At 58.9% G+C, this 21,497-nt stretch carries 19 protein-coding genes; 10 read left to right on the top strand and 9 right to left on the bottom strand.

Annotated features, from left to right (window positions below):
* Positions 1 to 30: 30 nt before the first annotated feature.
* The gene (ispG, locus tag ACR0I0_RS05050; protein WP_171723081.1) at positions 31 to 1,152 is read left to right on the top strand and encodes a flavodoxin-dependent (E)-4-hydroxy-3-methylbut-2-enyl-diphosphate synthase; all 1,122 of its coding nucleotides are present in this window, start codon (positions 31 to 33) and stop codon (positions 1,150 to 1,152) included.
* A gap of 18 nt (positions 1,153 to 1,170) precedes the next feature.
* Here the strand turns inward: ispG and ACR0I0_RS05045 are convergent, their stop codons facing one another.
* The 3 genes from ACR0I0_RS05045 to ACR0I0_RS05035 are packed head-to-tail and all read right to left on the bottom strand — an operon-like array spanning position 1,171 to position 4,403.
* The gene (locus ACR0I0_RS05045; protein WP_480490419.1) at positions 1,171 to 2,241 is read right to left on the bottom strand and encodes an agmatine deiminase family protein; all 1,071 of its coding nucleotides are present in this window, start codon (positions 2,239 to 2,241) and stop codon (positions 1,171 to 1,173) included.
* A 24-nt stretch (positions 2,242 to 2,265) separates the two neighbouring features.
* Entirely contained in the window at positions 2,266 to 3,024 is a 759-nt protein-coding gene (locus tag ACR0I0_RS05040) for a DsbA family protein (protein ID WP_171631767.1), read from the bottom strand.
* Positions 3,021 to 4,403, bottom strand: coding sequence for a M48 family metalloprotease (locus ACR0I0_RS05035; protein ID WP_171631770.1), 1,383 nt, complete (start codon positions 4,401 to 4,403; stop codon positions 3,021 to 3,023). The genes ACR0I0_RS05040 and ACR0I0_RS05035 overlap by 4 nt, the downstream gene beginning before the upstream one ends.
* Here ACR0I0_RS05035 and ACR0I0_RS05030 point away from each other — a divergent pair.
* From ACR0I0_RS05030 to ACR0I0_RS05020, 3 genes are all read left to right on the top strand, one after another.
* Entirely contained in the window at positions 4,402 to 5,565 is a 1,164-nt protein-coding gene (locus ACR0I0_RS05030) for a pyridoxal phosphate-dependent aminotransferase (protein ID WP_171631774.1), read from the top strand. The genes ACR0I0_RS05035 and ACR0I0_RS05030 overlap by 2 nt on opposite strands.
* A gap of 66 nt (positions 5,566 to 5,631) precedes the next feature.
* Positions 5,632 to 6,852: an N-acetylmuramoyl-L-alanine amidase gene (locus ACR0I0_RS05025; protein ID WP_480490417.1), complete on the top strand. Its 1,221-nt coding sequence runs from the start codon at positions 5,632 to 5,634 to the stop codon at positions 6,850 to 6,852.
* A 94-nt stretch (positions 6,853 to 6,946) separates the two neighbouring features.
* Complete coding sequence (locus ACR0I0_RS05020; RefSeq protein WP_171631779.1) at positions 6,947 to 9,436, top strand: penicillin-binding protein 1A; 2,490 nt, start codon at positions 6,947 to 6,949, stop codon at positions 9,434 to 9,436.
* Here the strand turns inward: ACR0I0_RS05020 and ACR0I0_RS05015 are convergent.
* Entirely contained in the window at positions 9,430 to 9,876 is a 447-nt protein-coding gene (locus ACR0I0_RS05015) for an aminoglycoside phosphotransferase family protein (RefSeq protein ID WP_480490416.1), read from the bottom strand. The genes ACR0I0_RS05020 and ACR0I0_RS05015 overlap by 7 nt on opposite strands.
* A gap of 45 nt (positions 9,877 to 9,921) precedes the next feature.
* On the opposite strand from ACR0I0_RS05015, the gene prfB reads away from it, so the two are divergent.
* The 4 genes from prfB to ACR0I0_RS04995 all read left to right on the top strand — a co-directional run bounded on the left by prfB (position 9,922) and on the right by ACR0I0_RS04995 (position 14,071).
* Positions 9,922 to 11,049 (top strand): peptide chain release factor 2, encoded by a 1,128-nt coding sequence (gene prfB / locus ACR0I0_RS05010; protein ID WP_171631785.1) that lies wholly within the window; start codon positions 9,922 to 9,924, stop codon positions 11,047 to 11,049.
* 1 nt (position 11,050) lies between these two features.
* Positions 11,051 to 11,755, top strand: coding sequence for a M50 family metallopeptidase (locus ACR0I0_RS05005; RefSeq protein ID WP_480490414.1), 705 nt, complete (start codon positions 11,051 to 11,053; stop codon positions 11,753 to 11,755).
* Between the two features lie 103 nt (positions 11,756 to 11,858).
* Positions 11,859 to 13,259, top strand: coding sequence for an amidase (locus ACR0I0_RS05000; RefSeq protein WP_480490761.1), 1,401 nt, complete (start codon positions 11,859 to 11,861; stop codon positions 13,257 to 13,259).
* 26 nt (positions 13,260 to 13,285) lie between these two features.
* Positions 13,286 to 14,071 carry a DUF2189 domain-containing protein gene (locus ACR0I0_RS04995; protein ID WP_171723087.1) on the top strand — a complete coding sequence of 262 codons (786 nt, stop codon included), beginning with the start codon at positions 13,286 to 13,288 and terminating at the stop codon, positions 14,069 to 14,071.
* Between the two features lie 9 nt (positions 14,072 to 14,080).
* Here ACR0I0_RS04995 and ACR0I0_RS04990 read toward each other — a convergent pair whose 3' ends face one another.
* The 3 genes from ACR0I0_RS04990 to ACR0I0_RS04980 all read right to left on the bottom strand — a co-directional run bounded on the left by ACR0I0_RS04990 (position 14,081) and on the right by ACR0I0_RS04980 (position 17,496).
* Complete coding sequence (locus ACR0I0_RS04990) at positions 14,081 to 14,800, bottom strand: helix-turn-helix domain-containing protein (protein WP_171631791.1); 720 nt, start codon at positions 14,798 to 14,800, stop codon at positions 14,081 to 14,083.
* A 314-nt stretch (positions 14,801 to 15,114) separates the two neighbouring features.
* The gene (gene ilvN, locus ACR0I0_RS04985; RefSeq protein WP_171631799.1) at positions 15,115 to 15,675 is read right to left on the bottom strand and encodes an acetolactate synthase small subunit; all 561 of its coding nucleotides are present in this window, start codon (positions 15,673 to 15,675) and stop codon (positions 15,115 to 15,117) included.
* Positions 15,676 to 15,744: 69 nt separating this feature from the next.
* Entirely contained in the window at positions 15,745 to 17,496 is a 1,752-nt protein-coding gene (locus ACR0I0_RS04980; RefSeq protein ID WP_171631802.1) for an acetolactate synthase 3 large subunit, read from the bottom strand.
* Positions 17,497 to 17,918: 422 nt separating this feature from the next.
* On the opposite strand from ACR0I0_RS04980, the gene ACR0I0_RS04975 reads away from it, so the two are divergent.
* Together ACR0I0_RS04975 and ACR0I0_RS04970 are read left to right on the top strand one after the other, a co-directional pair.
* Positions 17,919 to 18,764 carry a HalD/BesD family halogenase gene (locus tag ACR0I0_RS04975; protein WP_171723088.1) on the top strand — a complete coding sequence of 282 codons (846 nt, stop codon included), beginning with the start codon at positions 17,919 to 17,921 and terminating at the stop codon, positions 18,762 to 18,764.
* A 47-nt stretch (positions 18,765 to 18,811) separates the two neighbouring features.
* Complete coding sequence (locus ACR0I0_RS04970) at positions 18,812 to 19,183, top strand: bleomycin resistance protein (protein WP_480490411.1); 372 nt, start codon at positions 18,812 to 18,814, stop codon at positions 19,181 to 19,183.
* A gap of 95 nt (positions 19,184 to 19,278) precedes the next feature.
* Here ACR0I0_RS04970 and ACR0I0_RS04965 read toward each other — a convergent pair whose 3' ends face one another.
* On the bottom strand, positions 19,279 to 19,926 hold the full coding sequence (locus tag ACR0I0_RS04965; protein WP_171631808.1) for a response regulator transcription factor: 648 nt from the start codon (positions 19,924 to 19,926) through the stop codon (positions 19,279 to 19,281).
* Entirely contained in the window at positions 19,923 to 21,356 is a 1,434-nt protein-coding gene (locus ACR0I0_RS04960) for a cache domain-containing protein (RefSeq protein ID WP_152458267.1), read from the bottom strand. The genes ACR0I0_RS04965 and ACR0I0_RS04960 overlap by 4 nt, the downstream gene beginning before the upstream one ends.
* Positions 21,357 to 21,497: the final 141 nt, after the last annotated feature.

Here is a 21,497-nt window from a genome sequence, read left to right as displayed (position 1 = left end):
CGCAACTCAGGCAGACGCGGATCCGTCCTTATGTCCCTCAATCACGTGCGCCCATGGCGCGACATCTATCGTCGTAAATCCCGTCAAATCATGGTCGGCAACGTCCCCGTCGGTGGCGATGCACCCATTGCCGTTCAAACCATGACCAACACGCTGACCACCGATGTGGCGGCGACCGTGGCGCAGGTACAGGCGGCGGCTGAGGCTGGCGCTGACATCGTTCGCGTTTCGGTTCCTGATGAGGCGTCGTCCAAGGCATTGAAAGAGATCGTGCGCGAAAGCCCGGTGCCCATCGTTGCGGACATCCATTTCCACTATCGGCGCGGGATCGAGGCCGCCGAAGCAGGCGCTGCCTGTCTGCGCATCAATCCCGGCAATATCGGAGACGAAACCCGTGTAAAAGAAGTCATTCAGGCGGCGCGCGACCACAACTGCTCGATCCGCATCGGCGTGAACGCGGGCAGCCTGGAAAAGCACCTGCTTGAGAAATATGGCGAGCCGTGCCCCGAAGCGATGGTCGAAAGCGGGCTGGAACATATCCGCATCCTTCAGGACAATGATTTTCACGAGTTCAAGATCAGCGTAAAGGCCAGCGACGTGTTCCTGTCGGCCGCGGCCTATCAGGGCATTGCCGAGGCGACGGATGCCCCCATCCATCTGGGCATTACCGAGGCCGGAGGGCTGGTCAGCGGCACGATCAAATCGGCCATCGGGCTAGGCAACCTGCTGTGGATGGGGATTGGCGACACGATCCGCGTCAGCCTGTCTGCTGACCCGGTGGAGGAGGTCAAGGTCGGGTTTGAAATCCTCAAATCCCTTGGCCTGCGTCATCGGGGTGTCAATATCATCTCGTGCCCATCCTGCGCGCGACAGGGTTTTGATGTCATCAAAACCGTCGAGGCGCTGGAACATCGCCTTGAACACATCAAGACGCCGATGTCCCTGTCGATCATCGGCTGCGTGGTCAACGGCCCGGGCGAAGCGCTGATGACCGATGTTGGTTTCACCGGCGGCGGTGCAGGGTCCGGCATGGTCTATCTGGCCGGCAAAGCCAGCCACAAAATGTCGAACGATCAGATGATCGATCACATCGTGGAAGAGGTCGAGAAAAAGGCGGCTGAACTGGATGCGGCGGCTGAAGCGGCTGAATAGCCTGTTTCTTCACGACATTTAAAAACCGGGCATCTGTTGTGTAGCGCAATGGATGCCGCCACCCAGCTCTCCCAGCACATCCACGTCAAGCGTCACGACTTCACGCCCGGGGTGGTGTTTTGCAAGCGTTTCCGACGCGATCCTGTCTGTTTCCGAGTCTCCGAACCGGGCCGCAATCACACCGCCATTGCAGACGTAGTAATTGGCATAAGAGGCCACGAAATCCAGGTTTTCGACCCGGCGGAAATGCGGCTCGGGTATCACGTCCATGTCGATGCCCGCGGCAATGAGACGATCATGGGTGTCCAGCGCGGCCATGTTGAAAGGGTCATATTTGTCCGGTTCATCCGGCAGGTTGATGATGCCGCGACCGGGGCCGGTAAAGCGGGCCAAACTGTCAATGTGATAGTCGGTGATATCTTCGCCCCAGACACCTTCGGACCAGATCATGCGTTTGGCCCCATAGGCCGCCAACAACCGGGCTTCGATCTCGTCCCGGGTGAGGCCGGGATTGCGGTTGTCATTCACCCACGAGCTTTCATGCGCCATTAGCGTCCCATGCCCATCCTGCTCGACGCCACCGGCTTCGCCGATCAGCCCGGTCGGCAACAGGGGCAGACCCAGCCTTTCGGCCACTCTGCCGGCAATTTTCGCATCATGTGCGTGAACCTGTTTTCCTCCCCACCCATTGAACTGGATCTGCTGGACCGCAAGCGCGCCACGGTCGTTGATCGCAAAGACCGGGCCTGCGTCCCGGCACCACAGATCTTCGGTCGGGACATCCCAGATCTCGACCGCCGCAGAAAGCCGTTTGCTGATATCTGCGTGATGTTCCGATCCGGCGAGCATTGTGACGGGTTCAAAAAAAGAGATCGTGTTTGCGATTTCCGCAATGGTCCCCTGTACCATTTCCAGAAAAACGGGATCGCGATAGACGGTTCGGCTGACCGGCCATTGCATGAAAGTGCAATGATGCCGGGCGTCTTCGGCCGGCACGCGGAAGCCGGTCGCGGGCTGCGCAATTGACTGGCCAGAGAAACCCGTCATACCCAACGCTCCTCCGGCCACCAGAAATTCCCGCCGCTTCATGGCACGTTGCCGACAGATCCGGCCTTAGCCGCGTTCGGCACGTATACCGTTAACGATCTGCTGCATCTGATCGGCTGGCAAATAGCCACGCAGCATCTCTGTGCCCAACACAAACGAAGGTGTGCCCGAGATCTGCATCCGCTGGGCCAGAGCACGGGTGCGCGCAATCTCATCCGTGACGCGATCGCTGTCCATCGCCGCGATGATCTCGTCGCTGTTCAGCCCCAAACCGTCCGAGATGCGGCGTAGGGCAACTTCGCTTGGCTCGCCGGTGAATTCCAGCAGGGCATCATGGACCTGCTTATATGCGTCGTCGCCCGCCACGTGTTTGGTGGCCACGGCAAAACGTGAGGACAGCACAGACGCATCACCAAGGATGGGGAATTCCTTGATCACAAGGCGGATGTTGCCGTCTTCTGCCAGCAGGCTGGTAACTTCGGGAACGGCCCGGCGGCAATAGCCACACCGGTAGTCCATGAACTCGACCAGCGTGATGTCGCCATCCGGGTTGCCGCCAACCCAGCTGTACCCGTCATCAAACAGTTCATCCGCATTGGCGGCGACCAGTTCTTTGTCCGCCGCGGCTTCGGCGACGGCATTGCGCTCTTCCAGAATGTTGATGGCTTCGATGATCACTTCGGGGTTTTCCAGCAGGTATTCGCGCACCTGGGCACCAAATTCCGCCTTCTCGGCATCGTTCATCGCGTTCAAGTCCAGCGCCTGCGCCGAGGTCGCCGCCAAGGAAAGCCCCAGAAGGGCGGGTGCAGCATGTCTGAGGATCATTTCCGTTTCCTTTTGTCTTTGTCGAGTCGTTCCGATGCAATCAACACGTCTTGTGCCCTTTGCCAACCCGGTGAGCCTTCGGGCAGACGTGCCACGGCGCGTTTTGCGTGAATTCCGGCATCTTTCAACCGCCCTTGCAGCGCATAACGCTCTGCCGTCACGGTCGACGCCATACCATCATTGCCGACCTGAGCATAGGCAACACCCAGATCCTGCAACAGCCTGGCGTTCCGGTAGTCCCGGGCGCGGGCTTTTTCCAGCACGCTCAGGGCCTGTTTGGTTTGGCCCTGCGCCAGCAACGCCCGCCCGTAGCCAGCCAGGATCAGCGCATCGTTCGGAGCCATTTCAACAGCGTTCCCATACGCTTCAACAGCCGCGCCTATTTGCCTGTTTTCCAGCAGAATTTGCCCTTTCAGGTCATAATAGTAGGGGTCGTTCGGGCGCAGAGTCAGGGCCTTGTCGATGGCACGGCGCGCGCGATCCAAATCACGGTTCTGATGATAAGCCGAAGCCTCGCGCATCAGGCGGATGTCCTGGGCGGTTTCTTCTTTTGCGCGCCGTAATGTCCAGCTGGGTGAGCGTAAAAAGGCCGACAATTTGCCTTTGACGCGGGCGAACCAGTAGTCGGCATTGGCATTCGGAACGGCCTTGTCGCCGAACTCATCCAGAAACGCTTCGGCGGCGCGCAACCGTTCACGACTGGTGGGATGCGACCGCATGTACGGGTCCTGATTGGCGACGCTCAGCAACTCCTGACCCGCGAATTTCCTGTGCAGATCAACCATGCCGCTGGGGGAAATCTGAGCCCATCGCAGATAGCTTGCAGCGCTTCGGTCGGCCGAGGCCTCTTCGGCGCGGGTATGGCCCAGAAAGCTGCGGATTGCGGCGCCTTGGGTGCCTGCGGCGATGCCAATGGCGGCTTCACCCCCTCCGGCCGCAGCCGCAAGCAGGGCCAAAGCGGTACCAAGGCCCGCATTGCGCCGCGCCGCCTTCAGGTTTTCGGCGCGGCGGGCCAGATGGCCGTTCGCAATATGCGCGGCCTCATGCGCGATCACCGCTTGCAGCATTTCGGGGCTTTCGACCGTAAGGATCAGCCCGTAATTCAAATAGATGGCGTTGTAGTCGATGACGAATGCATTGAACGTGTTGTCATTGACCACAAGGATTTGAACCCGATTGGTGTTCAGACCGGCGGCGCGCAGAACCGGAAAGGCCAGCTCGCGCAGGCCACGCTCGATATCGGGGTCGCGGATCAGGCTTTGCCCATGGGATTGCGCTGCCGCCGCCAGCCAGACACCAACCGACAGGATCAGAGCCGGGATTGACGTCAGCAGGGATACGCGTTCAAAAGCCATGGCTGCAACATGGGAGATGGGCATGAGAAACTCAACCCGGTCCGGGGTCGATCCCTTCATCGTGATGGACGTGATGGAAGCCGCGCGCCGTGCGGAAGAAGCGGGCCGCCATGTGATTCACATGGAGGTTGGCCAGCCCGGAACCGGCGCCCCCAAGGGCGCGACCGAGGCGCTGGCGAAGGCGATGGATCAAAGCCCGTTGGGCTATACGGTGTCTCTGGGCTTGCCTGCGCTGCGAAAGCGTGTCGCGCAGCTTTATGGTGAGTGGTACGACGTGGACCTGAACCCGGAGCGCGTGGTCATCACGCCCGGATCGTCCGGCGGGTTTCTGCTGGCTTTCACGGCATTGTTCGACAGCGGGGATCGCGTCGGAATCGGTGCGCCGGGGTATCCGTCTTATCGCCAGATTCTCAGGGCACTTGGATTGGTGCCGGTCGATCTGCCGACCGCGCCTGAAAACCGTCTGCAACCCGTGGCAGCGGATATTCAGGGAATGGGCCTGAAGGGGCTGATGGTGGCGTCTCCGGCGAATCCTACCGGCACGATGCTGGATCACGCCGCCATGGGGTCGCTGATCGAAGCCGCACACGGGCAGGGGGCATCCTTCATCAGCGACGAAATCTATCATGGTCTGGAATACGAGGCCAAGGCCGTGACCGCACTGGAACTGACGGATGAGTGCTATGTGATCAACTCGTTTTCCAAGTATTTCTCGATGACCGGTTGGCGCGTGGGCTGGATGGTCGTGCCCGAGGATCAGGTGCGCGTTGTCGAGCGGATAGCCCAGAACATGTTCATTTGCGCGCCGCATGCCAGTCAGGTTGCCGCACTGGCCGCGATGGATTGCGAGGACGAGCTGCAAGCCAATCTGGACGTGTACCGCCGAAACCGCGCCCTGATGCTGGACGGGCTGCCCAAGGCGGGCTTTACGAAAATCGCGCCTCCGGACGGGGCTTTCTATGTCTATGCCGACGTGTCTGACCTGACCGATGACAGCCGCGCATTTGCGGCCGAGATTCTGGACAAGGCCGGTGTCGCGGTCACGCCGGGTCTGGATTTCGATCCGCAACGCGGCCATACGACGTTGCGTTTTTCCTATGCGCGTTCGACGGCCGACATTCAGGACGGGCTGGAACGGTTGCGCTTGTTCATGACCCAGCGGAAGGTGATCGGGGAACCTGCCTGAGCCGTTCACAAATCAGCCCTTGTGGTATAGGCTGCCCGGCAAACGATCTCGGGAAAACTTGAGGCCATGAGCAGGATCTTCATTTGCATCGCCCTGATCTGGGCGTTGTGCGGCAGTGCCGTCGCGCAGGATTTCAGCGCGCTGGCACGCGTTCAGCCCGACCAGAGCCGCATCACGGATGTGGGGCGAACCGGCGTTCGCGTGGATATCGGCCTGAGCCAGGGGGTGCCGTACCGGATCTTCACCTTGCAGGATCCGTACCGGATGGTTCTGGACTTCAACGAAGTGGACTGGACCGGGCTGAACCGAACGGATTTCCTGCAATCCGAACGCGTCAGCGGCGTGCAATTCGGGGCCTATGTTCCGGGTTGGTCGCGGTTGGTGTTGGAACTGGGCGCTCCGATGGCCGTAGACACTGCCGAGTTGACGGTTGCCGAGGATTCGGGGGCGGCTCTGCTGTCTCTGAACCTCAAGGGCACGGATTTTGATACGTTCAACGCAACCGCAGGTGCGCCGCGCAACCCGGGATGGGACTTGCCGGAGCCGGCTGATGTGCCGCAGGCATCGGCGCGCTCGGCAGACAGGCCGTTGCGCGTAATGCTCGATCCGGGGCATGGCGGGATCGATCCGGGTGCCGAAATCGATGGCGTTGATGAAAAAAACCTGATGCTGACCTTTGCCCGCGAACTGCGCGAAGTTCTCTTGCGATCAGAAGGTTATGAGGTGGTCCTGACCCGCGTTGACGACCAGTTCGTCTCATTGGAGCGCCGGATTGCCCTGGCGCATCGGGCTGGCGCGGATCTGTTCATTTCGTTGCATGCGGATTCCCTGTCGGAAGGTCAGGCCCACGGAGCTGCCGTCTATACCTTGTCTGCCGATGCTTCGGATGTGGCCAGTTCAAAACTGGCCGAGCGGCATGATCGGGGGGATTTGATCTCGGGTATCGATCTGAATGGTGCCGATGATCAGGTGGCCGATGTTCTACTTGATCTGGCGCGCCAGGAAACGATGCCGCGGACCAGGTCACTGGCCAGCGCGATTGCCAACGGGATGGCCCAGCAAGGCGGGCCGATGAACCGCAAACCGCTGCGGACCGCTTCGTTCTCGGTTCTCAAGGCGGCGGATATTCCGTCTGTTTTGGTCGAACTTGGATTTCTGTCCAGCCCCAGAGATCGGGAAAACCTAAGGGATTCGAAGTGGCGGGCGAAAATGGCCTTGGGGATCTTTCAGGGGATCGAAGACTGGCGTCAGCAGGATGTGATCCGCAAATCCCTGATTGGCCAGTGACCTTGCGACGCAAAACGGCTAGAATACGCTTGGTGTTTTGACCCTTGGGCGGTGCAACACTATATAGGCACCACCGCGAGAAAAAGGCAGTAACGTGATCCGGTTCATTCTTTCGTTTTTCGGGGCGATCTTCAGTATCGTTACCTTGGGTATTTTCATGGTCGCACTGGTGATCGGTGCGGTGTTCTGGATGTATGGCCGGGACCTGCCCAGCCACGAATCCCTGGCCCAGTACAAGCCCCCGACGATCAGCCGGATCTATTCGGGCGAAGGCCAGTTGATCGACGAATTCGCGCAGGAACGCCGCCTGTTCACGCCGTCCTCGGAAATTCCCGATCTGGTGAAACAGGCGTTTATTTCGGCGGAAGACAAGAATTTCTATACCCATCAGGGGTACGACCCACGCGGCATTGTCGCGGCAGGTGTCGAAGCGGTGCGCACCAAAGGCGGGACCGTGCGGGGTGCATCGACCATTACGCAGCAGGTAATGAAGAACTTCCTGTTGTCGGGCGACCGCCGGGCAGAACGCAAGATCAAGGAAATCATCCTCGCCACACGGCTCGAGGATACCCTGGACAAGGAGCAGATCCTTGAGCTCTACCTGAACGAGATCTTTCTGGGTCAGAACTCGTACGGTGTGACGGCCGCCGCACAGACCTATTTCAACAAGACCTTGCAGGAACTTGCCCCGCACGAGGCCGCGATGCTGGCCGCGATGCCCAAGGCGCCGTCGGATTACCACCCGGTCCGGGAAAAGGAACGCCTGCTGGCCCGCCGAAACTATGTGCTGCGCGAGATGTACCAGAACGGTTACATCGATCAGGCGACCTATGAGTCCGAGGTCGAGATGCCGCTGCGCTCGGTTCAGAACGGCGATTTCGAAAGCTTCCGCACCGCATTGCCGCCGCGAGACTACTTCACCGATGAAATCCGACGTCAACTGAGCGAGGACTTTGGTGAAGGTGAGTTCTTTACCGGCGGCTTCACGGTTCGTGCGTCGGTGGACGAGGAAATGCAGGTCGAGGCCGCAAAGGCCCTGCGCACGGCGTTGCAAAAATATGACCGGTCGCGCGGGAAATGGCGTGGCACAGGCGAAGTGATCCCGGAAGAAAAACTGGCGGATGAGGCGCAGTGGCGACAGGCGCTGTCGCTTCTGGAAATTCCGCGTGATGTGGTGCTGCCGACCCGCTGGTATCCCGCCGTGGTTCTGAATGTCTCGGATCAGCAACTTACCGTCGGGATCGAAGACGGCCCTGCGAATGGCACCATTCCGCGGTCCGATATCAAGTGGATGCAGGGTGATTTTGCGGCGAACTTCAAACGCGGTGATGTGATCCTTGTTGTCGAGGGCGAAGAGGGGCAGTGGTCTGCCCGTCAGGTGCCCGAAGTTCAGGGCGCCTTTGTGGCGATGGATGTGAACTCGGGCCGCGTTCTGGCGATGCAGGGCGGGTTTTCTTATCAGGACACCGTTTTCAACCGCGCCACGCAGGCACAGCGCCAGCCGGGATCCAGCTTCAAACCCTTTGTCTATGCCGCTGCGCTGGACAGCGGATACAGCCCCGCAACTATCGTTGTGGACGCACCGATCGAGGTGAACACGCCACAGGGCTTGTGGCGGCCCAAGAACTCGTCGAACAAGTTCTACGGGCCGACGCCTTTGCGCACCGGGATCGAGCAGTCGCGGAACCTGATGACCATCCGTCTGGCGCAGGAAGTTACAATGCCCGTCGTTGCCGGCTATGCGGAGCGGTTCGGTGTCTATGACCGGATGGGCGCGTTTTTGGCCAACTCGCTGGGCGCCGAGGAAACCACGCTCTACAAGATGGTCGCGGCATATGCGATGTTCGCCAACGGCGGCCAGCGTGTGGAGCCGACTCTGGTCGACCGCATTCAGGACCGGTTCGGCAAGACCATCTATCGCCACGATGACCGTCAGTGTCTGGACTGTAACTCGACCTGGCTGGAACCGGATGAATCGCCGACCCTTGTCACAGACCGCGCGCAGGTCATGGATGCGATCACCGCCTATCAGCTGACATCGATGATGAAGGGTGTGGTCGACCGCGGGACGGCATCCAGAGTTGTGAATCTGCCTGTGCCAACAGCAGGCAAGACCGGAACCACCAACGAATCCAAGGATGCGTGGTTCATCGGCTTTACGTCGAACATCGTGGCGGGTTGCTACATCGGCTATGATCGACCGCGCCCGATGGGGCGGGGGGCTTATGGTGGTACCTTGTGCGGCCCGGTGTTCCAAAGCTTCATGGAAAAAGCCGTCGAAAAGTATGGCGGCGGGCCATTCAAGGTTCCAGAAGGTGGTCACTTTATCAAAATCGACCGTTTCAGCGGCGCCCGCCTGCCGGATGACGCCACCGGTGACTATGTCGTGGCCGAATTCTTCCGCGACGGTGTCGATGGGTTCATCGACCGTGTTTATGATGGTGGTTTTGCGATTGGTTCCGACCTGCCCTTGTTCGAGGAAGCGCAGCGCGCAGGTGTGCAGGTTCAAACCTCCACCGGTCAAACCATCACGGTCGGCCCCAAGGCTACGCAAGGCGATCTGAGTACCGGCGGTCTTTACTGATCGGTCGCGTCCAGAAAAAGGCGCAAAAGGACGGCTTCCGGGTCGTTTTCGATGGCACCGCCGGATCGCCAGCAGATGGACAAGGCGCATTTGGCGGCTGCCCATTGGGCCAGCCGTTTTTCTGAAACCTTCATGGCTTCGGAATAGAGCGACAGGCAGGTTTCGATCTGCCGGGGATTGCGCACCAAATCGGTCATGCCTTTTGGGTGCCGCAGTGCATTTGCCAGCTCAAAGGCCGGATCACCTGCATATCCTTTGGCATCGAAAACCCGCGGGCCATTGTGGGTTAGAATAATGTTGTCCGGGTGAAGATCCCCGTGCAGGGGCACCGGCGTGAGCTGTCTCGGCAACCAGTTCCGGCTGATGCAATTCCCATCGGTCCGGAAACTCTTTGAATGTGCCTTGCATTCACGCCCAGCCCGTCTTGTGGTGTCTCGCACCTCTTGCTATCACGCAGGCCTGATTGAGCAAGTTGGGACAAGACCATGCGCGCCGAAACCCAGAACACTGTGGCGGAAATCGAAAAGTCGCTGGAGCTGCTGGCGCAGCGCATGGACTATGAGACCGCGCCGCATCGCCTTGAGGAATTCAATGCGCGTGTCGAAGATCCCAACCTGTGGGACAATCCCGAAAAGGCACAGAAACTGATGCGCGAACGGCAGATGCTAGTCGACGCGATCGAAACCTACGAGTCAATCAAAACCGATCTCAGCGACAATATCGAACTGATTGAGCTGGGCGAGATGGAGGAAGACCAAGAAGTCGTTCAGGATGCCGAAGCCGCGATCAAGACGCTAAAAACCAAGGCCGCGAAGAAAGAGCTTGAGGCGTTGCTGGACGGTGAGGCCGACAGCAACGACACTTTCCTCGAAATCAATTCGGGCGCGGGCGGAACCGAAAGCTGTGACTGGGCGTCGATGTTGGCGCGGATGTATGTGCGCTGGGCCGAAAAAAAAGGCTATACGGTCGAGCTTCAGTCCGAAACCCCGGGCGAAGAGGCAGGGATCAAATCCGCTGCGTACAAGATTTCGGGGCACAACGCTTATGGCTGGCTGAAATCCGAAAGCGGCGTGCACCGGCTGGTGCGGATTTCGCCTTTTGACTCGGCGGCCAAGCGGCACACCTCGTTCTGTTCGGTCTGGGTCTATCCCGTGGTCGACGACAATATCGAGATCGAGGTGAACCCCGCCGATATCCGCATCGACACCTACCGGTCATCGGGTGCCGGTGGTCAGCACGTGAACACCACGGACTCGGCTGTTCGGATCACGCACATCCCGACCGGGATTGTTGTAACCAGCTCGGAAAAGTCGCAGCACCAGAACCGCGATATTGCCATGAAAGCCCTGAAATCGCGCCTGTACCAGCAGGAACTGGACCGCCGAAACGCCGACATCAACGCGGCACACGAAGCCAAGGGTGATGCGGGCTGGGGCAACCAGATACGGTCATATGTTTTGCAGCCCTACCAGATGGTCAAAGACCTGCGGACAAATTACGAGACCTCGGATACCAAGGGTGTTCTGGACGGCGATCTGGACGGCTTCATGGCGGCCACACTGGCCCTGAACGTGGCGGGCAAGAGCCGCTCCGAGGCCCAGGGCGACAGCTGAGGTGAAGCGTAACAGCCCTTTCCTGAACGTTCTGAAAGGGCATTGGCAGCTTATCCTCATCACGGCCCTGGTGTTTCTGCTTTGGAAAACACCGGTTGCGGTTCCACTGAAGATACTGGTCGTCTTTCTGCATGAGTTGTCTCATGCGGTGACGATCTTGATGACGGGCGGCTCGGTCGAGAGCTTTTCGATCTCACCACAACAGGGCGGCGTTGTCGTCGGCCGGGGCGGCAATCGCTTTCTCAGCCTGTCTGCCGGGTATCTTGGTTCCCTCGCGCTGGGCATGGCCCTTTTGATCCTTGCCTTGCGAACACGGGCCGACCGCGCCGTTCTGGCGGATTTTGGCGGCGTCATGTGTCTGGTGGCGGTGCTGTATATCCGCGACCCGTTCGCCCTTGTTTTCAGCATCGGAACCGGGGCTGCGATGATTGCTGCGGCGTGGTATCTGCGCCCGGATGTAAGCGATCTGGTGCTGCGCGTGATCGGATTGACCAGCATGATCTATGTCCCTTTCGACATCTTCGATGACACGATCCGACGGTCCGGCGCGCGGTCGGATGCATTCATGCTGGCCGAGGAATTCGGTGGCTCTGCCATGTTGTGGGGCGGGATCTGGCTGGTGCTCAGCTGCATCGTGATCGTTCTTTGCCTGCGCTACTGGCTTGGGGCTGACAGCAACCTGCATTTTCGCAGATCAGCGCGCTGACATTACCGTCTGGGACGACGCTGAAAAGATACATTTAAACAGTGGGTTTAAATGATCTGAACTGCCCGCTAGGCTGCCGGAAACGACAATGGATTGGCGCGTCATGGACCTGACCCGGATATCGGCTACAGACCTTTTGAAACAGTTGGCCAACCGGCAGGTTTCAGCCTCGGACGTAATGCAGGCCACGCTGGATCGCATCGCCAAGGTCAATGGTGATGTGAATGCCATCGTCGCATTAAGGGATTCAGATGGTTTGATGGCCGAGGCGAAGGCCTGTGACGACGGCCCGATCACCGGCCCGCTGCACGGTCTTCCAATCGCAGTCAAGGATCTTGTGAACGTGGCGGGTGTCGTCTCGTCGCAAGGATCACCTGTTTTTCAAGACCACGTGCCAGCCAGCGACGATCTGATCGCCGCGCGGATGCGGCAAGCCGGTGCCATCCTGATCGGAAAGACCAATACGCCGGAATTTGGGCTGGGATCGCACACGTTCAATCCGGTCTATGGCGCAACGCGCAACCCTTATGATGCCAATCGCACCTGCGGTGGCTCATCCGGCGGGGCGGCGGTTGCCTTGGCGACGGGCACGGTCGCGCTGGCCGATGGCTCGGACATGATGGGCAGCTTGCGCAACCCTGCCGCCTGGAACAACGTTTATGGCTTTCGACCAAGCTGGGGCAGGGTGCCTTCCGATCCCGTGGGGGACAGCTTTTTGCACCAGTTGTCGACACTGGGCCCCATGGCGCGCTGCCCCGAAGATCTGGGTGTTCTGCTTGATGTCATCTCGGGTCCGGACCCGCGCTTGCCGCTGGCCGTTGAAAGTGCGCCGGTGTCGCCAGTGACCGCCGCAGAGCTGCAAGGGCTGCGGATCGGGTGGCTTGGCGACTGGGGCGGCGCTTTTCCGACCGATCCCGGTATTCTTGACATCTGCAAAGACGCGATGGGCGTGTTCGAAACGCGTGGCGCGCGGGTTGAGGACATCGCCCCGCCTTTCGATGCCGAAAAACTCTGGACCAGCTGGATCACCTTGCGGTCGTTCAGCGTGGCCGCCGGGCTGGAACCCTTGGCATCGCAAAAGGAAGACTTGAAAGACACGGCACAATGGGAACTGGATCGGGGTCTGGCACTGAGTGCAATGGAGGTGCACCACGCCAGTGTCATCCGCTCGGAATGGTTCCGCTGCGCAGCGAAGCTGTTCGAACAGTTTGACGCGTTGGTTCTGCCGTCTGCTCAGATCTGGCCGTTTTCGGTTGATTTGTCTTACCCGACAGAGATCGCGGGCCGGGCCATGGATACCTATCACCGATGGATGCATGTCACGATACCGGTCAGCCTGATCGGCCTGCCATGCCTTGCTGCGCCCGCGGGGTTTGGCACGCAGGGGCTGCCGATGGGGTTTCAATTGTTCGGGCCCAAAGGATCGGACCGGAAACTGTTGTCAGTCGGAGCGGCTTACCACGCCGAAACCAATTGGCCAAACAAGAGGCCGGCGATGCCATAACGCCGGTCAGGGAGGAGGAAGACAACATGGAAAAACCCTTTGGTGTTCCGGATATGCGACCGGTCGATACCGCCATGCTGCGTACTGCATTGCAGCGCGCCTGGGCCGACTTTCGCCGCGCACCGCTGTTCGGCCTGATTTTTGCGGGGTTTTACGTACTTTCCGGGTGGGCGATGGCGTGGGTGACAATTCAAACCGGAACAACCTTCTGGCTGGTGCTGGCGGCCATCGGGTTTCCGCTGATCGGTCCGTTCGCCGCTGTTGGTCTGTACGAGGTATCGCACAGGCTGGAACAAGGAGAGCCGCTCGATTTTGGCGCGATCTTCGGGGTCGTGATGCAGCAAAGCCGCAGACAATTGCCCTCGATCTGCGCGATCATAGTTGTCGTGTTTCTTTTCTGGTTTTTTCTGGGGCACATGATCTTTGCCCTGTTCATGGGGTTGGCGACGATGACCAACGTGTCGACCTCGCTTGAGGTGTTTCTGACATTGAATGGCCTGACAATGCTGGCCGTCGGCACGGCCGTCGGGGCGGTTTTTGCAACCGTTCTGTACATGATCACCGTTCTGTCGATCCCTCTGCTGCTGGACCGCGAGCTGGATTTTGTAACGGCCATGATCACCAGCTTTACCTACGTGTCAGAGAACTTTCCGGTGATGCTGGCCTGGGGTGCCTTCATCGCGGTGCTGACATTTCTGGCGATGGTGCCCTGGTTTCTGGGGTTGCTGGTGGTTCTGCCGTTGCTGGGACATGCCAGTTGGCATCTTTACCGGCAGATCACGCAGAACGATGAAGAGGAAACACCAACCTGAGACGGAAGGTTACAGGTTCTGAGCCACGTTGTTCGTCGACAAGCGCGCAGCAGCAAAAATGGCCGTCGAGTCGTGCCCAAGGTATTTCAGCACAACGGGTTCGGGCGTTGTCGCATTTGTCGGGCTGATGACCGACCCACGCCAATGAACTGCCGTTCCCGTAGGGTCCGGAGAGATCAGATAGACCCGGCTGTTCTGACCTTCCCGCTGGGAGGTCAGCATATAGACAGTGTCACCGCTTGAGGCTGCTATCCCCTGTATTTCCCGCGCTTTCGGTGTTGCCTCGGGCATTGCCGCGCGCGACACGTAGCCACGGATCAACGTACATTGGGCCAAGGGTCGGGCGTGCAGCAGGGTCATCCGGTGTTCAGCCGAAAGGCTTTCGATTACCGCGTAGAACCCGGGTGAAAACGGGGATTTCTCGATCGCATCCGCACCAGAACCCAAAAACTCTGTCAGGGCCGGAGTTGCGGGGTGTTCTTCGATCTTTTCGATCTCGTCCAGCGGTTTCAGAAGAATGCGGGCATCCACATCGAAGAACCGGCATATACGGTCCAGCACATCCGGTCTGGGAACGCTTTCACCGGAAAGATATCTGTTGAACTGGGTACGGTTTACGCCAAGTTGGCGGCACAGCGCCGAGACCGAGCGATATCGCTTTGCCAATTGCCGAAGGTTCGCACCAAACATTGCGCGAATCTCGGCTGGACTACGAATATCGTCAGTCATGGGTGTCCACGTCTTGCTAAGTTTCCGGAAGAAACCGACAACGCACCGACGCCGAAGCCCGGTGCATATTCAAAAATCGTACAGAATGACCCCAAGCAACGTATCCCCACGTCGCGTTGCGGCGACAAGGCTAACGTTCTCATGTGTAAAGGCAATAGGCTTTATCGGAAAATGCCTGATCTTTTTCCGGAAAAGCCGACCCTATGGCAATTTTAGCGCATTCAGATCGCCAGAGTTGAATTGCAAATCGCCGGCCACCTTAAAAAGTGTTCCCGCCTTGGCTGCAAGACAAGTGCCAAGGCGGGACAGGTCGGTCAATCGCCGCGCAGCAGGGCCGCCACGCCGGTACGCGCGATTTCCATCAGGCCCAGCGGGCGCATCAGGTCAGCAAAAGCGTCGATCTTGTCGGGCGCACCGGTGATTTCGAAGATGAAAGAGTTCAGGGTGCTGTCAACCACATTGGCGCGGAAGATATCGGCCAGACGCAGGGCTTCGACCCGCTTGTCGCCTTCGCCGACGACTTTGATAATGGCCAGTTCGCGTTCAACCGAAGGACCTTCGACCGTCAGGTCATGCACGTCATGGACAGTCACGATCCGGCCCAGCTGCGCCTTGATCTGTTCGATCACCTGCGGTGTGCCTGTGGTGACAATGGTGATGCGGCTCAGGTGTCCTGTGTGATCTACCTCGGCCACGGTAAGGCTTTCGATGTTATAGCCGCGCCCCGAGAACAGTCCGATCACACGGGCCAGGACACCGGGCTCGTTCTCGACCAGCACGGCAATGGTATGGCGTTCCTGCACGTCCGAGAAGGTAGGTCGTAGGTTGTAGGCCGAATGGCGGGTAGCGCCTTTTTTGATATGTAGGGCAGACATTTATGTCCCTTTCATCATCCTTGACAGGTTGAGCGCAGCGCGGCGCTCAACCAAATCCGTCGAATTTTGTTAAACCAGAACCGAGCCTTTGCTGTCGATCACGCCCTGCGTTTCCGCCTCGCCCAACAGCATCTCGTTATGGGCTTTGCCCGACGGGATCATGGGGAAGCAGTTTTCGTGCTTTTCCACCAGACAGTCAAAGATCACCGGACCGTCATAGTTGATCATTTCCATGATCGCGTCGTCCAGATCGGCGGGGTCGGAACACAGGATACCTTTGGCGCCGAACGCCTCGGCGAGTTTCACGAAATCGGGCAGGGCTTCGGACCAGCTGTGCGAATACCGCTCGCCATGCAGCAGTTCCTGCCACTGGCGGACCATGCCAAGGCGTTCGTTGTTCAGGATGAACTGCTTGACCGGCAGGCGGTACTGAACGGCGGTGCCCATTTCCTGCATGTTCATCAGCCATGATGCTTCACCGGCGACGTTGATCACCAGCGCGTCCGGATGTGCCATCTGCACACCGATGGAGGCGGGGAAGCCATAGCCCATCGTGCCCAACCCGCCCGATGTCATCCAGCGGTTGGGGTCTTCGAACCCAAGGTACTGCGCCGCCCACATCTGATGCTGACCCACCTCGGTGGTGATGTAGCGATCATGCTTTTTCGTCAGTTCTTCAAGCCGTTGCAGAGCGTATTGCGGTTTGATCGACTTTTCGCTGTTGGTGAAGGCCAGGCAGTTGATCTTGCGCCATTCGGCGATCTGCGCCTGCCATTTCTTGACGGCTGCCGCATCCGTCTTGCGCCCGCGTGACTTCCACACCTTCAGAATGTCTTCCAGTACATGCGCCACGTCGCCGACAATCGGGATGTCAACGCGGATGACCTTGTTGATCGAAGACGGATCAATGTCGATATGGGCTTTCTTCGACTTTGGAGAGAACGCGTCGATGCGCCCCGTGATCCGGTCGTCGAACCGTGCACCGATGTTGATCATCAGGTCACAGCCATGCATCGCAAGGTTCGCCTCGTAAAGGCCGTGCATCCCCAGCATACCCAACCAGTTTTCGCCCGATGCCGGATAGGCACCCAGACCCATCAGGGTAGATGTGATCGGAAAGCCGGTGGAATCCACCAGTTCGCGCAGCAACTGGCTGGCTGCGGGGCCAGAGTTGATGACGCCACCACCCGTATAGAAAACCGGCTTCTTGGCTTTTTCAATGGCTGCAACAAGCTCGTTGATTTCCTCCAAATCGCCTTTCAGCACAGGCTGGTAGTGCGAGGTCGAAGGTTTCGGACTGTTGTATTCACCCGTGGCAAACTGAACATCCTTGGGAATGTCGATCAGTACCGGTCCGGGACGGCCCGACTTGGCCACATGGAAAGCCTCGTGCAACGTTTCGGCCAGCGAATTCGTGTCCTTTACCAGCCAGTTATGTTTGGTGCAGGGGCGGGTGATACCAACGGTGTCGGCCTCTTGAAAGGCATCCGATCCGATCATGAAGGTCGGGACTTGCCCGGTCAGAACAACGATGGGGATCGAATCCAGCAACGCATCGGTCAGACCGGTGACTGCATTGGTGGCACCGGGGCCGGACGTGACAAGCGCAACGCCCGGTTTTCCCGTCGATCGGGCATAACCTTCGGCCGCGTGGATCGCGCCCTGTTCGTGACGCACCAGAATGTGGCGAATGTCGTTTTGCAGAAAGATCTCATCATAGATCGGTAGCACGGCGCCACCGGGGTATCCGAATACCGTGTCCACGCCCTGATCCTTGAGGGCCTGAACCACCATCTTTGCGCCGGTCATCTCACGTGTCATCTGCTTTGCTCCGTTCGCGACATGTGTCTTGCGTTCGACAAAAAAAAGCCCCCGATTTTTCGGAGGCGCATGGGTTCGATTATGGTTTACCGTTACCGGCCCATGCGCGTGGTTCCTACGATTACGACTAGCGTTCTCATCGCCAGAGGCTCCTTTTTGCTTGGGGGCGACATTATGGTCGGGGGGAAGGGGCGTCAACAGACAATTGCACCAATTTTCTATCTCAACGGCTGTATTTTGCGACATTTTATTGCGCAGATTGCCGCATGTCGGGAATTTCCGGGAATTAGACGTGAAAACTGGCCGTTTTGTGTGCGGATAAGGCGGTCTGAAAGCGTCAGGCCGATGTCCGAAACGGGCATGATCATTACTTTTTTCTGCGCCACGCTGAACGTGCAGGGGGCAAAACCCGGAGGCTTGAAATGTTGCAGGACCTGGTTGATCTTGGCCGCTATCCAATCGATCGTCCGGATTCACCGGCTTATGATCAGCTGATCGAGGATTTGAGACGCGAGTTGGAACAGGATGGATGTGCTGTTCTGCCGGGTTTCGTGCACGAGGCAGGGGTCAAGCTTCTGGTGCAAGAAGCCGAGGGGGTGGCGCCCAAGGCGCACCGGTCCTTCAACAGAACCAACGCCTATTTCACGAAGGACGACCCAAGGCTTGGCATCGCCCATCCGATCCGCCGGTTCTATGATCGTTCGAACGCCTTTGTTCCGGCCGACAATCTTTCGAAATCCGGCCCGCTGCGGCGCATTTACGAGTTCGACGGCTTTCTTCCCTTTGTCCGCGATGCCCTGAATGAACCCGAAGACCGCTTTTTTCGCTACGATGACCCATTGGCGGACGTGATCATCAATGTCGTGGAAGAAGGGCAGGGCTTTCCCTGGCATTTCGACACCAACAACTACACCGTGACGCTGGCCATCCAGAACGGAGAGACGGGCGGCGCGTTCGAGTACGCGCCCAATCTGCGGACGGCGGAAAATGAGAACTTTGATCTGGTAGCCTCGGTTCTCGATGGGAACATGGGGCGGGTTCGCCGGCTGGAACTGCAGCCGGGGGATTTGCAGATTTTCAAGGGCCGGTATTCACTGCACCGGGTTGCTCCGGTCAGCGGCATGTGCCGTCGTTATGTCGGCATATTTTCCTTTGTCGAGGCTGAAGGCATGTGTGGCGGTGTGGAACGGACGCAGCAATTGTATGGCCGCGTTTTGCCGCATCACTACAAGCGCGCGGGGCTGCGAAAGGATCAATTGCTGGATTGAGTGGTCAACCTCGGTACAATGCATCTGTTTCCTGTCCGGAGAGTCAGATGCCCAGGATTTTGCAGCTTACACCATTTGTGTTGTGCTCGTCCCTGAAGGACCAGATCGACTTCTATTGTGATCGCCTTGGGTTCACCTGTGGGTTCACGCAAGACAATTATGCCTTTTTGAAACGTGGTCCTGTTGCGATCCGCCTTTTGGAGTGCCCGCCGCGGGATGACGGCAAGCCATTGGGTGATGAACACTCCTTCTATATCGATGTTGAAGATATTGATGGGCTTTATGACAGCCTGCGTGACCGATTGGCCGATCTGCCCGAAGGCCGTGTCAGGCCGCCGTTCAATCAGCCCTATAATCAGCGTGAATTCCACGTTCTGGACGAAGACGGGACACTGGTTTTTTTCGGAGAAGGTCTTTGACCCGGCTGGTACCGCTCCCGCCCATCGTCAACACGCCTGCGGCGTGTATCCTCTGGTTGGGCCGGGCAGCGCTGCGCGCTGCGGGCGCGTGCAGATCAGAAACCGACACCAGTCCCTTGCAACACGCCATGTTCCAAAGCGTAGCGTGTCAGCCCGGCGGTTGAGGATATGCCGAGTTTGCGCTTTATATTCTTTCGGTGCGTTTCGACCGTCCGCACGGAAATATCCAGCGTTTGCGCAACTTCCTTGTTGGACTTGCCCTGCGCCAGTTCAAGCAGAATGGTCTGTTCACGTCCGGTCAGCGCTTCGCGCACGTTGTCGCCCTTGGGCTTAAGCGATCCGCTGGCGCCGGTGCACAGATACCGTTCACCCCGCATCACCGCATCAATGGCCTGCTTGATCTCTTCAGTGGGAACGTCCTTGAGCACGTAACCCTTGGCACCGTGGCTGAGCGCGGTCGAGATATATTCCGGGCTGTCATGCATCGACAGGATCAGGATGCGCGTTTCCGGCAATCGTTCCAGGATGATTTCCGTGGCGCTGAGACCGCCGAGGCCGGGCATGTTCAGATCCATCAGGATCACATCCGGGGCAAGGTCAACAGCCTGATCCACTGCCGCCTGTCCGCTGCCAAGCGTACCGACAACTTGGATCTCATCATAGCTTTCGAGGATGGACTGGATGCCCTCGGCCACCATTGGATGGTCGTCGACGATAAGAACTCGGATGCTTTCGGCGCTCATGTGCCGGCCTTTCGGTTCGGAGTTGCGTCTTCCTGCGGCGGCAGAAGGTGGCTCAGCGGCAGACTGACTTCGATGACAGTGCCGCCACGCGGTCCGCGTGATGACAGAATGCGCAGGGACCCGTCAAGCTGTTCGATGCGTTCTTGCATGTTGCGCAACCCGATCCCGGTGCTGGGGGTGCTGGGATCGGTCCGCATGCCCCGGCCATTGTCCGTGATCCGCATGGTTGCACCTTTCTTGTGCCCGCGCAGGTCTATCGTAACATGCGTGGCTCCAGAGTGGCGCTCGATATTGGTCAGCGCCTCTTGCGCGATGCGATACAGGGCAATCTTGCTGTCCTGATCCAGCCGGTTGCGGAACACCACGGTCGAGAATTCCGTCTCGATCCCGGTGCGGTCCCGGAAATCGTCGGTCAGAGCTTTCAGCGCTGGCCCAAGACCCAGATCGTCCAGCACGCCGGGGCGCAGGTCGCGACTGATGCGGCGGACCTCGGTGATGGCGGTGCCAAGATGGTCAATCCCTTTGTCCAGCGGATCGCGTGCGCCCGCGTCATCGCCGCGGGACAGGCGGCGCCGCGCGTTGTCCAGCGCATAGCGTACACCGACCAGTATCTGGCTGATGCCGTCATGCAGTTCGCGGGCAACGCGGCCTCGTTCCTCTTCCTGGGCATCGAAGACGCGCTGGGTCAGTTCCTTCAGCTTGGCGTCCGCAAGTCTGCGCTCGCGGATGTTCAGCAACATGCCAGATGCAAAGACAATGAGCACCGCCGCCACAACGATCGCGCCGATATACATGAAGGTGCGCTGAACGCGGGCCTCGACCTCGGCCCTGGCGTTGGCGACCGTTGCAACGATGTCGTCGATGAAGACCCCGGTTCCCACGACCCAGCGCCAGTCCTGAAGCCCGACGACATAGGCGATCATCTGTGCTTCCTCTCCGGTAGAGGGCTTTTGCCACATGAAGCTGTGCCAACCAGCCCCCTGGCGGGCGAGGCGGATAAACTCGTCAACGATCGGAGTGCCGTCGCTGTCCGTCAACCCTTCCCAGTTTCGGTTGATGAACTGCGTCTGGCGGGGGCTGACCAGGTTGTTGCCGTCATAATCGTAGACAAAGAAGAACCCATCCTGGCCATAGATCATTGCCGACAGGATTTGGGACACGAGGTTTTTCGCGACCTCGTCATCAGGCTCGGCCCGGCCGTAGATATAGGCGAACCCGTTGCGCGCCTGTGTCACGTAGTTGCGCAACTCTTCCTTCTTGGCTTCGACCAGGCTGCGTTCCAGCGCTTCGATCTCACGCTCGGCGGTCGCGCGGGCCTCGTATGCCACAAGCACGGCAATTGCCGCCACGGCCACGACCAGCGGGATTGCCGCAACCAGTGACAATTTCTGCGCATAGGTCAGCGAGACCAGATGTCGGAGTCTTTGCATGGACGAATCGATACGCAAGCGGCGGCGAAAATGCAAAAAGATTGGGCTTTGTTCGGGGAATACAGTGATTATCGTCGGGGAAGACGTGATTTGCGGTCTGATTTCTTGCCGGAAATCGCAAAGAATCCGATTCTCTACGCA

The organism is Ruegeria sp. AG6, from assembly GCF_056541565.1.
This window is presented reverse-complemented; position numbering and strand designations above follow the sequence as displayed.